Annotated in this window: 7 protein-coding genes and 1 riboswitch; of the genes, 4 read left to right on the forward strand and 3 right to left on the reverse strand. The window is 65.8% G+C overall.

Annotated elements, in window-relative coordinates; translation table 11 throughout:
• Window positions 1-65: 65 nt before the first annotated feature.
• Window positions 66-1,268: a signal recognition particle-docking protein FtsY gene (gene ftsY / locus DDA93_RS01670; RefSeq protein WP_116777901.1), complete on the reverse strand. Its 1,203-nt coding sequence runs from the start codon at window positions 1,266-1,268 to the stop codon at window positions 66-68.
• 64 nt (window positions 1,269-1,332) lie between these two features.
• On the opposite strand from ftsY, the gene DDA93_RS01675 reads away from it, so the two are divergent.
• Window positions 1,333-2,601 (forward strand): MFS transporter, encoded by a 1,269-nt coding sequence (locus tag DDA93_RS01675; RefSeq protein ID WP_116777902.1) that lies wholly within the window; start codon window positions 1,333-1,335, stop codon window positions 2,599-2,601.
• Here DDA93_RS01675 and smc read toward each other — a convergent pair.
• Complete coding sequence (gene smc / locus DDA93_RS01680; RefSeq protein WP_116777903.1) at window positions 2,598-6,200, reverse strand: chromosome segregation protein SMC; 3,603 nt, start codon at window positions 6,198-6,200, stop codon at window positions 2,598-2,600. The genes DDA93_RS01675 and smc overlap by 4 nt on opposite strands.
• A 234-nt stretch (window positions 6,201-6,434) precedes the next feature.
• Here smc and DDA93_RS01685 point away from each other — a divergent pair, with 234 nt between their 5' ends.
• From DDA93_RS01685 to DDA93_RS01695, 3 genes are read left to right on the forward strand one after another with little or no spacing between them, the layout of a single operon-like run.
• Window positions 6,435-7,457: a 3-oxoacyl-ACP synthase III gene (locus DDA93_RS01685; protein ID WP_019482933.1), complete on the forward strand. Its 1,023-nt coding sequence runs from the start codon at window positions 6,435-6,437 to the stop codon at window positions 7,455-7,457.
• On the forward strand, window positions 7,451-10,204 hold the full coding sequence (locus DDA93_RS01690; RefSeq protein WP_116777904.1) for an alpha/beta fold hydrolase: 2,754 nt from the start codon (window positions 7,451-7,453) through the stop codon (window positions 10,202-10,204). Before DDA93_RS01685 ends, DDA93_RS01690 begins: the two co-directional genes overlap by 7 nt.
• A complete protein-coding gene (locus DDA93_RS01695) occupies window positions 10,201-11,187 on the forward strand; it encodes an NAD-dependent epimerase/dehydratase family protein (RefSeq protein ID WP_116777905.1) in 987 nt (328 codons plus the stop codon). Before DDA93_RS01690 ends, DDA93_RS01695 begins: the two co-directional genes overlap by 4 nt.
• Window positions 11,188-11,413: 226 nt before the next feature.
• On the opposite strand, the gene DDA93_RS01700 is transcribed toward DDA93_RS01695, so the two are convergent.
• A complete protein-coding gene (locus DDA93_RS01700; protein ID WP_116777906.1) occupies window positions 11,414-12,304 on the reverse strand; it encodes a LysM peptidoglycan-binding domain-containing protein in 891 nt (296 codons plus the stop codon).
• Window positions 12,305-12,307: 3 nt separating this feature from the next.
• Window positions 12,308-12,484, reverse strand: a riboswitch (cyclic di-AMP (ydaO/yuaA leader).
• Window positions 12,485-12,500: the final 16 nt, after the last annotated feature.

The raw sequence follows: 12,500 nt of genomic DNA on the forward strand, positions 1-12,500 counted from the left end.
TGCACCATAAAAGCGGCGCCCCACCGAACTCGGTGGGGCGCCGCTTTTAGGTTTGGCCGGGTGGGCTAGTTGAGGAGTGCGTCCACGAAGGTTTCGGCTTCGAAGAGCGCCAGATCGTCTGGGCCTTCGCCCAGGCCCACCAGCTTCACGGGGACACCGAGGCTGCGCTGGATGGCGACCACGATGCCGCCCTTGGCGGTGCCGTCGAGCTTGGTGAGGACGATTCCCGTCACGTTTACCACCTCGGCGAATACCCGGGCCTGGTTCAGACCGTTCTGGCCGGTGGTGGCGTCGAGGACCAGCAGTACCTCGTCGACGGCGGCCAGCTTCTCAATGACCCGCTTGACCTTGCCGAGTTCGTCCATCAGGCCCACCTTGTTCTGGAGCCGCCCGGCGGTGTCGATCATCACTACGTCCACTTCACCGTCGATTCCGGCCTTGACGGCCTCGTACGCGACCGACGCCGGATCGGCGCCGTCGACGTCGGACCGCACGGTCGGCACGCCGACCCGCTGACCCCAGGTGGCGAGCTGCTCGGCAGCGGCGGCCCGAAAGGTGTCGGCAGCGCCCAGGAGGACATCCTTGTCATCGGCGACCAGGACCCGTGCCAGTTTGCCCACGGTGGTCGTCTTGCCGACACCGTTAACGCCGACGACCAACACGACGGCCGGCCGGTCGGCGTGCCGGTGGGTAGCGAGGGAGCGGTCCATGGTGGGATCCACGAGCTTGATGAGCTCCTGGCGCAGCATGTCCTTGACCTCGGCGGGGCTGCGGCTTCCTGCCACCTTCACCCGGGCCCGGAGCGCGTCGACCAGTTCCATTGTCGGTTCGGTGCCCAGATCGGCGAGCAGCAGGGTTTCCTCGATCTCGTCCCACACGTCTTCGTCAATGTTGTCGCGGGACAGCAGGGCGAGCAGGCCCTTGCCGAGCGCGTTGTTGGAGCGGACCAGGCGGGCGCGGAGGCGGGCCAGGCGGCCCTGTACCTCGTCGGGGGTCTCGACCGGCACCGTTTCTGTGCCGATGGTCGTCTCTTCGAGATCGCGCAGGTCATCGGGTACGACGACGTCGGGCGCTGTGTCTGTCGGTTGCTCCAACGTGTCAGTGGGGGTTCCCGGGGTTCCACCGGTAACGCGGTCGTCGTCGTCACGGGTGGTGGTGTAGGTACCCGGCGGTGTTTTGCGTCCCTTCAGCAGCAGCACGGCAAGTGAGCCGATCACCGCGAGAGAAATGGCTACGTAAATTAGTATCTGGAGCGTCGTCTCGTTCACAGACCTAGCTTCTCATACGCCTCTGGCATGGCCCGAGGGAAACTGGTGAAAGACTACTCTCATCATGTTCAGCCTCAGACGCTCCCCCGCCGCTGGCGATCCCGCCGTCGCACCCGCAGAACGCATCAGAATCCCCGAGGAAATCTGGGTCCTGATTGCTGCGGCCTTCGTCATTGCCATCGGGTTCGGGCTGGTCGCACCCGTGCTGCCCCAGTTCGCCCAGAGCTTCGACCTGCCGCCGTTTGTCGCCCGTCTTGAGCTGGGGGTGACCGCGTCGGCCATCATTGTCAGCGCGTTTGCCTTCACCCGCCTCGTTTTTGCCCCGGCCGGCGGCAAACTCGTCGAACGCCTTGGTGAGCGTCCGGTCTACGTGTCGGGGCTGCTGATTGTGGCGCTGTCGACGGGTGCCTGCGCGTTTGCCGCCGATTACTGGCAGCTGCTGATCTTCCGGGGGCTTGGCGGTATCGGGTCGACCATGTTCACGGTGTCGGCGATGGGCCTGATCGTTCGATTGGCACCGCCGGGGTTGCGGGGCAGGGTTTCGGGTTCGTACGCGTCGGCTTTCCTGCTCGGCAGTATCTTCGGGCCGCTGATCGGCGGACTGTTGGCCGTGTTCGGCCTACGAGTGCCCTTCCTGGTCTACGCCGGCGCGTTGATCGTCGCGGCGACCGTGGTGTTCATCAAGCTGCGGGATTCAGCGCTTCGGGATAAAGCAGCCAATACGACCCCACTGCCCGGCCTTTCGGTACGTGAAGCGCTCGGCGACTCTGCGTACCGGGCGGCACTCGCCTCCGGGTTCTCCAACGGCTGGTCCTCGTTCGGGGTCAGGATGGCCCTGGTTCCACTCTTTGTCGTTGCGGTCCTGGACGAAGGACCGGAAGCGGCGGGCATCGCGTTGACGTTTTTCGCCCTCGGCACTGCGCTGGCCCTGACCTTCTCCGGCAGGCTGGCCGACCGGCTGGGCCGTAAACCACTGGTTCTGACCGGGTTGGCTGTCAACGGACTGGCCATGACGGGTCTCGGTTTCACCACCGATCTGGTGATGTTCCTCGCGGTCTCCGTTGTTGCCGGCCTCGGGGCTGGCCTGCTCAACCCGGCCCAGCAGGCAGTGATCGCTGATGTGATTGGCAACCAGCGCAGCGGCGGCAAGGTGCTCGCGGCGTTCCAGATGAGCGCCGACACCGGCGCCATCATCGGGCCAATCATCGCCGGCCTGATCGTCGACGCGCTGTCCTTCGGCTGGGCGTTCGCCCTCACCGGCGTGGTGGCGTTCGCGGCGTTCCTCATCTGGCTGGGCGCCCGCGAAACGCTCCCCGAAAAGACGAGCGCCTAGGCGTCCACCAGCCGCTGGCTGATGACCGTCGACACGCCGTCGCCCCTCATCGTCACGCCATACAGGGCGTCAGCGACCTCCATGGTCCGCTTCTGGTGGGTGATGATGATCAGCTGGCTGGATTCGCGGAGCTCCTCGAAAATGGTGAGCAACCGGCTGAGGTTGGTGTCGTCAAGGGCCGCCTCCACCTCATCCATCACATAGAACGGCGACGGCCGGGCCTTGAAGATCGCCACAAGCAGTGCGACGGCGGTCAGCGAGCGCTCCCCACCCGACAGCAGCGAGAGGCGTTTGATGCGCTTACCTGCCGGACGTGCTTCAACCTCGATGCCGGTGGTGAGCATATTGTCCGGGTCGGTGAGGACCAGCCGTCCCTCCCCGCCGGGGAACAGCCGCCCAAACACGCGCTCGAACTGCACGGCCGTGTCCTGATAGGCGGCGGTGAAGACCTGTTCCACCCGTTCGTCGACCTCGCGGATGATGTCGAGGAGGTCCTTGCGGGTTGCCTTGAGGTCTTCCAGCTGGGTGCTGAGGAACTGGTGGCGTTCCTCCAGTGCGGCAAATTCCTCGAGTGCCAGCGGGTTGACCCGGCCCAGGGACGCGAGATCCTTCTCGGCCCGTTTGAGCCGTTTCTCCTGCTCCTGGCGGACGAAGGGAATCCCGGCGGGGATCGGATTGCCTTCCTCATCCACTGGCGCCCTCAGCTCCGCCCATTTGTCGGCTGCAGCAACGGCTACCGGGACCGGCAGGTGGGGACCGTATTCGGCGATCAGGTGATCCGAGGTGAGGCCGAGTTCATCAATCGCACGGTTCTCAAGGGTTTCGATCCGGGCACGCTGCTGGGCGCGGGCCAGTTCGTCGCGATGCACCGAGTCAGTCAGCTCGCCGAGCTCGGTGATCAGGCGATCATTGCTGGTTCGAACGTCGGTCAGCTCGGCGTCCCACTGTGCGCGGGCCTCTTCAGCGGCGTCGCGGTAGTGCGCGGCCCGCTCCACCGAGACGTCAAGGTACCCGAGTGCGGTGTGCACCGCCTGTCCGACGGCGGCAGCCCTGGCTGCCTGCAGACGCCGGATCCGTGCCCGTTCGGCGGCCTGGACGCGTGCCTGCCGTTCGGCGACGGCTGCCCGCTCCAGGGACAGGGCACGGTTGGCGATCGCGCGGAGCTGTTCTTCCGAACTGCGCAACGACAGGCGTGCTTCCATCTCGGCCTGCCGCGCCTGCGCCGCGCCGAGCGCCAGCAGGTCCCGGTGTTCGGTGGACGGTTCGCTCTCTTCCGGTGCGTCCTGGGCAGCGGCGAGCCGTTCGGTGACTTCCTGCAGCCGCTCCTGTTCGGCGCCGAGGTTGGTGGCGGCAGCGTCGGCCAGCCGGGTCAGCCGGTCGGTTTCGCCGGCCGCGGACCGTACCACTGACCCGAGCTGACCCAGCTTCTCGGCGACTGCTGCGAGTCGGGCATCGGAATCATGCAACTGTTCCAGGGCCTGATCGGCTGTCTTTTGGGCGTCGTTCAGCCGTCCGGTGGTAGCTGCTATCTCAAACCGTGCACGTTCCATCCGGTTGGCGGCGGCCTCGAGCCGGACCGTCGTTTCGTCAACCGCCGCCTGAACCTCCAGCACGCCCGGTTCGGCTGCGGACCCGCCGCTGACCGACGCGACGGTGACCACGTGCCCGTCCCTGGTGATGGCCGTCAGGTGTGGCTGGGCCTGCACCAGCTCGAAGGCGTCGTCAATCCCCTGGACCACAACCCTTCCCTGGAGCAGATGGGTTACCACTGCGCCTACCTGGCTGTCGCAGGTCACCAGGTCACTGGCAGGGGTCGCACCATCGGGTAGCTGATCGAGCTCTGGGGGACGGACTGTGGGCGGCGTGCTGCCCACCGCTGCGTCGGCGACCAGCAGGGTCACCTGGCCAGCGTCGTCCTCCAGCACCCGGCGCAGCACACGATCGGCGACTGTCAGGTCCCCGACGGCGACGGCGTCGGCTGCTGAACCGAGCGCGGCAGCGATAGCGCTCTCGTATCCTGGGGCGACCGTCAGGAGGTCGGTGACGGCCGCGAGGACACCCTCAAGGCCAGCATCGAGCACCGCCTGGCTGCCGTCCCGGCGCTGCAGTCCGGTCATCAGCGCCTCCAGCCGGGCCTGCAGGGACTCCCGTTCGCGGTCGGCTGCCCGTTCCGCGCCGGTCAGGTCCTCAAGTTCCTGCTGGACCGCCTCCAGTGCACGGCTGGCAGCCTCGTACTGTTCGTCAAGGTTCTCTTCGCCCTCCTCGGCCCCGGCCACCTGGACCTCGAGTGCCACGAACTCCTGCTGCGCGGCTACCCGGCGGACGTCGACGTCGCCCACCGACGCGCGGAGCCGGCCCAGCTCCGCTTCGGCCGATTCCACCCTCGACCGGGCGGCGGATACCTGGCCGATCAGCTTCGCCAGGCCTTCACGCCGGTCGGCGGCGGCGCGGAGCAGCCCGGTCAGCCGTCTGTCCTCGACAGCCGCCGAATCCTCGGCATCGGCGCGCAATTCGATGGCTGTTTCCAGCGCTTCGGCGCGTTCGGCAACGTGGTCCCGCAACGCGGCTTCCTCGGCCCTGACACGGGCGGCCTGCTGATCCAGTTCGTCGGGGGTCCTGCCGCCGGCCCGGGAGACGCCGTCGTCGTCGCCGGCTCCCAGCAGCCGGCGACGCTCCTCGGCGAGACTGCCCAATGACCTGAACCGTTCGCGGGTGTTGGCCAGCTGGTACCAGGTGTCGCGGGCGGCGTTCAGCCGCGGTGTCGCGTCGGCGGCGAACCGTTCCAGATCGGCTTGCCGCGCCCGGCCGGTTGCCAGAAGTTTTTCGACGTCGGCGCGGCGTTCTTTGAGCGCTGTCTCGTCAGCGACGTCGCGTTCGAAGGAGTTCATCAGCTGGACCAGATCGTCGGCCATGAGCCGCGCCCTGGCATCCCTGACATCAAACTGGACGGTCTTGGCGCGGCGGGCGACGTCGGCCTGTTTGCCCAGCGGCGTGAGCTGGCGGCGGATTTCACCGGTCAGGTCGGTCAGCCGGGTGAGGTTGGCTTGCATGGCATCGAGTTTGCGCACCGTCTTTTCCCGCCGGCGACGGTGCTTGAGGATCCCTGCAGCCTCCTCGATGAAACCGCGGCGGTCCTCGGGGGTGGCATGTAGCACCTTGTCCAGCTGGCCCTGCCCCACGATCACGTGCATTTCGCGGCCGAGCCCCGAATCGGAGAGTAGCTCCTGGATGTCGAGGAGCCTGCAGGTGTCACCGTTGATGGCGTATTCGGATCCGCCGGTGCGGAACAGGGTGCGGGAAATGGTGACTTCGGCGTACTCGATGGGCAGGGCGCCGTCGGCGTTGTCAATGGTCAGGGAGACCTGCGCACGGCCGAGGGGCGTCCGGCCCGAGGTTCCGGCGAAAATGACGTCTTCCATCTTGCCGCCGCGAAGCGTTTTGGCTCCCTGTTCGCCCATCACCCAGGCCAGGGCGTCCACCACATTGGATTTGCCCGACCCATTGGGTCCGACCACCGCGGTGACGCCTGGCTCGAAGTCGAACGTCGTCGCGGATGCGAAGGACTTGAAGCCGCGCACGGTTAGACTTTTCAGATGCACAGTGTCTTAGGTCTCCAGAAGATGGTGGTTTTCCCTAATCTACTGGGTTAACGGGCCGTTTTGCAGCATTGCGAGGGTTCACGCACCGCGTAATGCTGCCCGAACGCCGCCTGTTGCAGCTTCACCAAGTAGGCTTTATAACGAATCGTTAGATTCGTTTGTGCGTCCGAGCGCCCTAGAGGCCATCCAGCGCAGGTAACCGAGGCGCACTGACTAGTCGACAAGGCAGGAAATTTGACCGGCAATTTCAACTTCCGACACCACAACACCGCGCTACTTGGCGTAGAGAGTGTTGAGGCTCCGGTCATCGTAACCTCCAATGAGTTCGACCGGGTATTGGCTCCGGCGCTGAAGCGCCTTCGTCTCTCCAACGGCCTGCTCCAGCGGGTGGCCGGAATCACCGAACGCCGATGGTGGGCTCCAGGCACCAAGTTCGACGACGCCGCCATCGAGGCAGGAGCCAAAGCGTTGGCTTCCTCGGGGATCGAAGCGTCGCAGATCGGGCTGCTGATCAACACCTCGGTGACCCGGACCAACCTGGAACCGTCGGTGGCAGTGAAAATCCACAACAACCTGGGGTTGCCCTCGTCGGCGATGAACTTCGACGTCGCCAACGCCTGCCTGGGTTTCGTCAACGGCATCACCCTGGCAGCGAACATGATCGAAGCCGGACAGATCCAGTACGCCATGGTGGTCAACGGTGAAGATTCCCAGGCCACCCAGGAAGCCACGCTGCGCAGGCTCAACCAGCCGGACGCCACCAGGGCCAGCTTCCTGCAGGAATTTGCCACCCTCACCCTCGGGTCGGGCGCTGCGGCTGCGGTGCTGGGTCCTGCCGATGCGCACCCCGGCGCCCACCGTGTGCTGGGCGGAGTGGCACGGGCCGGTACCGAACACCACGAATTGTGTATCGGCGGGATGGACGGCATGTACACCGATGCTCAGGGGTTGCTCGACGGCGGCCTCGAACTGGTTGTCGATGCCTGGAAGGAAGCGCAGCAGGAATGGGACTGGACGTCGATGGACCGCTACATCACCCATCAGGTGAGCAGCACCCACACGAACGCCATTGTTGAGGCCATTGATCTGGATCCTTCACGGGTACCGATGACCTTCCAGAAATGGGGCAATGTGGGTCCGGCGTCGCTGCCGATGACCCTGGCCGCTGAAGCCCAGACGCTGACCTCGGGTGACCGGGTGCTGTGCATGGGTGTCGGTTCCGGGTTGAACACCGCGATGCTGGAGATTGCGTGGTAACACTTCCCGGCGTCGACCCCTCGTGGCCGGCCTACCGAGACGTCCCCTCGACCGCTGCCGTGGATCCGGCAGGCACCACCAACAGCTGGCATTACCTGGATAACGGATCGCAGCTTTTGGAGCCGCCCAGGGGCACGCTGCTCTGTGTGCATGGCAACCCCACCTGGTCGTATCTGTGGAGGTCTGTGCTCGCTGCCGGCGTTGAGCACGGCTGGCGGGTGATCGCCGTCGACCAGTTGAACATGGGTTTGTCGGAGCGGACCGGCCGCTTTCGTCGGCTCGCCGACCGTGTGGATGACCTGAATGATTTTGTCGAGTCGATTGGGCTGACCGGGCCGGTCATCACGGTCGGTCATGACTGGGGTGGCGTGGTGAGCCTCGGGTTCGCCAACCGGCGCAGGGACCTGCTGTCCGGCGTCGTGCTCACCAATACCGCAATTCATCAAGACCCCGATCGCCAGATTCCTGCGCCGCTGCGGCTGGCGCTGCATCCGATGGTGCACCGCTGGGGGACCAGGGACACGTCGGCGTTCCTTGATGTCACCCATTCGCTGGCGCGTCCGTCGCTGCCCAAGGAAGTGCGGAAGGCGTTTCTGCTGCCGTACCGCGGTGGTGCCAGGCGTCAGGGGATCGCTGATTTTGTCGCGGATATTCCTGCGCGCCCGTCGCATCCGAGTTATCCGACGCTTCGGTCCATCGCGGAGGGCATTCGCACCCTTGAGGTGCCTGCCCTGATGCTGTGGGGTCCCGAAGATCCGATTTTCTCCGACACCTACCTCAACGATCTGGCGGAGCGACTCCCCCAGGCCGATATTCACCGGTTCGAGGGAGCCAGCCACCTGGTCGGCGAGGATCGGGACATTGCGACGCCCCTGTTCAGGTGGCTCAACGGAGCCCGGTCCGCTGGCGCAGCGTCCCCAGAGGCAGTGTCCCCTGAGGCAGCGCCCCCTGAGGCAGTGTCCCCAGAGGCAGCGTCCCCAGAGGCAGCGTCCCCAGAGGCAGCGTTCCCGGAGGCAGCGTTCCCGGACCAGGAACCAGCTCAAGCAGGCACCTTCACCCCGCTGGAACACGAGCTGATTCAGCGCGCCAACGGCCCCCACACGGACCAGTTGGCTGTTGCCGACATGGGCGCCGACGGCCAGATTGAGCGGTCGCTGTCCTGGCAAGGCCTTGAGCGTGAAGTGCAGACCCTCGCCGCAGCTCTGCGGCAGATCGGCGTGCGACGCGGCAGCCGGATCAGCCTGATGGTTCCGCCCGGAGTCGAACTCACTGTGCTCCTGTATGCCTGCTTGCGGATCGGCGCCGTGATTATCGTCGCCGACGCCGGCCTGGGGAGAAAGGGCCTTAGCAAGGCCGTTCGTGGCACGGTCCCCGATTTCCTGATCGGCATCGACCTGGCGCTCACCGCCGCGAAGCTTTTCAACTGGCCGGGTCGCCGGATCAGTGTTGCGACGTTGCCGGCCGCGAAACGGAAGCTCCTCGGGGTGCAGCATTCGCTCGCCGAACTCCGCGCGGCCAGCGGAGATGGGACGTCTACCGAGACCGACGATGCCGGTCTCGATCCCGACGGTCTTGATCCCGATGCCGACGCGGCCATCCTCTTCACCTCGGGTTCTACCGGCCCGGCCAAGGGGGTCGTCTACACCCATCGGCGGCTCGCAGCGATGCGGGATACCCTGGCCCAGACCTTCAACATTCGACCCGGCGACGGGCTGGTGGCAGGGTTCGCGCCGTTCGCGTTGCTGGGTCCAGCCCTGGGGACGACGTCAATCACTCCCGACATGGACGTCACCAAACCGAAGACCCTATCCGCGGCGGCTCTTGCAGACGCCGTCGCCGCCATCCATGCGACCACCGTGTTTGCGTCTCCTGCGGCCCTTCGAAACATTCTCGCCACCCAGCCAGAACTCACTGACCAGCACCGGGCGGCATTGGCCGGTGTTTCGCTGCTGCTTTCGGCCGGGGCTCCCGTGCCGTCACGGTTGCTGACCGAGCTGCTGGGTATTCTTCCTGGGGCATCGCTGCACACGCCCTACGGCATGACCGAAGCGTTACCCGTGACCGACGTCGACCTCGGGTTGATCCTCTCGGCCGAAGCCGATGCAGCAGCCGGGAATGTGGTTGGCGCTGGGAACGGCGTCTGTGTGGGCAGAGCTAACTCGGGCGCAGAGATCACCGTTAGGCCCCTCAACCAGGAGGGTACCGCCGACGGCGACCCCACCACCGATGCCGGTATCACTGGGGAAATCCTCGTCCACGCTCCTCACGTCAAAGAGCGTTACCACCGGTTGTGGATGACTCAGCGTGAGAGCTCTCGCAGCGGCGGCTGGCACCGCACCGGAGATGTGGGCCATTTCGACGGCGACGGCAGGCTCTGGGTCGAGGGCAGACTCCCCCACATCGTGACTGCGTCGACGGGTGTTGTGACCCCGGTCGGGGTGGAACAGGCGCTGGAATCGGTCGACGTCGTCGGGCTGGCCGCGGTGGTTGGTGTTGGTCCGGCAGGCACCCAGGCGGTCGTTGCAGTGGTTGAGACCATCCCCCCGGTCAAGAAGCCTGGCCTGGCCGGAGCTGAGCTGGCGGCTCAGGCACGGAATGCGGCCCGGTCCGTCGGCGTGGAGTTGTCGGCAGTGTTGGCGGTCCCGTCGTTGCCCACCGACATCAGGCACAACGCGAAGATTGACCGGACAGCGGTTGCGGTGTGGGCTGCCGGGGTGCTCGCCGGCGGCCGGGTCGGCAAGCTGTGAGGGTTCTCGTCACCGGTGCCAGCGGGATGCTGGGCCGGGTTACTGCCGCGCTCCTCCAGGCGCAGGGTCACGCGGTCAGGACGTTTCAGCGGCGCCCATCCGGTCTGGCTGGCGTTGAAGACAGTCTCGGATCGATCACCGACCAGACGGCAATCCACCGCGCTGTGCAGGGCATGGATGCGGTGGTGCACCTCGCGGCGAAGGTTTCCTTCGCGGGTGCTGCCGCTGACTTCGAGGCAATCAATGTGGAGGGCACCCGTGTCCTGCTCGAAGAGTCGCGCGCGGCCGGTGTGCGCGACTTCGTCTTCATTTCCTCGCCGTCGGTGGCGCACGTGGGTGAGGCACTCGTGGGTCAAGGTGCCACTGAGGCCACTCCGGCTCTGGTGCGCGGCAATTACGCGCAGACCAAGGCCAAAGCCGAACTGCTCGCGTTGGACGCCAACAGCGAAAGTTTCAGGGTGGCAGCGGTCCGTCCCCACATTGTGTGGGGTCCCGGTGACACGCAGCTGGTTGAACGGGTGCTGGAGCGTGCGCGTGCCGGGCGCCTGCCGTTCCTTGACGCCGGCACCGCCCTGGTCGACACCACCTACGTGGATAACGCGGCCGCAGCGATCGGCGCAGCCTTGAGCGGCATGGATCGGTTGGCTGGACAAGCTGTGGTGGTCACCAATGGTGAGCCCCGCCCGATCGGTGAATTGATCGCCGGAATCTGCCGGGCCGGAGGGGTTCAGCCGCCGCGGTGGGCCGTTCCTGGCGGTGTGGCACGGGTCGCGGGATCCCTGGTGGAATTCCTCTGGCAGCGCGGCGGGATCGAGAGTGAACCGCCGATGACCCGCTTCCTTGCGGAGCAACTATCGACTGCACACTGGTTTGATCAGCGCAGGACCCGCGAGTTGCTCGATTGGACGCCTGCGGTGTCAGTGGATGAAGGCCTGGCCCGCCTGGCACAGCATTACCAGGGGAACCAGGCTTCCTTCTCCTAGCGATCCATCAGAGCGTGGAGACGTCCCTGAATGTCAGTTCGTCGCCAGGTGAGCTGGCTCGGTGGTGCCACGCAGTTTTCCGTTGTCGTATCTTGACCCCTCGGTTGCCTCGGTGTCATTGGCTTGCCTTATCGGGGACCAAAGCGTCCGGAAAGCACGAATGCGCCACCGGATTTCTCCGATGACGCATTCGGGTGCTGACAACCGTACCGCTGACGCGGAGGGTTTAGAGGGTGTAGTACCCAACCAGTGGCATGGCGCTGACCGCGTGGACCAGGGTGCCCTGGCTCGGGTTCAGTGCGCTGACCATCTGGCCGCCACCGATGTAGATGCCGATGTGTCCGCCGCCGTTCTGGACGACAAGGTCGCCGGGCTGAGGGTTGCTGGTGGGGGTCAGCGCGCCCATCTGTGCCTGGCTGGTGCGGGGCAGGTCGATGCCGTGCTGAGCGTAGACCCACTGCACGAAGCCCGAGCAGTCCCAGCCGCCTGGCGAGGTGCCGCCGTAGACGTAGGGGGAGCCAACGAGGCCCTGTGCTGTTCCGGCGATCCCTGCGCTGGAAACCTGTCCGCCGGTGGATGCTGCTCCCATTGGCTGGATGGTCTCGGAAGCGGTGGTGATGCCCAGGGTGCTGGTTTCGGCAGGCGCCGGAGCGGCTGCTGGTGCAGCAACTGGGGCGGGAGCAGCAGCCGGAGCTGGTGCTGCAGCCGGTGCTGATACCTGAGTGGCCTGGCCGGCGTTGCCGGACAGTGAGATGACGTCACCTGGGTAGATGATCGAGTCCCAGCCAAGACCGTTCGAGGCGAAGATGGCCTCGATGCTGACGCCGTAGGTGCTGGCGATGCTGCCCAGAGTATCTCCGGACTGAACGGTGTGAGTGGTGGAGCTGGCGGCGGTCGTCTGGGCAACTGGTGCGGAGACGGCGGCCGGGGCGCTTACGTTGACTTCGCCTGCAGCGTTGGCTGGGAGTCCGGCGCTGAACATCAAACCTGATGCGGCGACGACTACAGCTGCTGGACGACCGATGGCGCCAGCGTGAGAGCTAACTGCCTTGGAAACGGTCTGCATGGCGCTTGGTGGGGTTGCACGGTGGCGCGCGATATAACGGTTCTTGGACATGATGTTGCCTCTCCCAATGCCTGCGAAGTTAGCTGTCGGATTCGGATGGGAGCCACCCGGGCGCTGTGCGCCTTCACCCCTAGGTCGTCTGGCGACGACCACTACTACTGGTTCCCCCGCTTCTGCCTGATGTGTGCGAACGGACCTTACGACGGCGGCAGAATTAGGCAATCTGTCGAAAGGACGCTGAGTTGAA

It is taken from the genome of Arthrobacter sp. Bz4 (assembly GCF_003075455.1).
Lineage (GTDB): Bacteria > Actinomycetota > Actinomycetes > Actinomycetales > Micrococcaceae > Arthrobacter_D.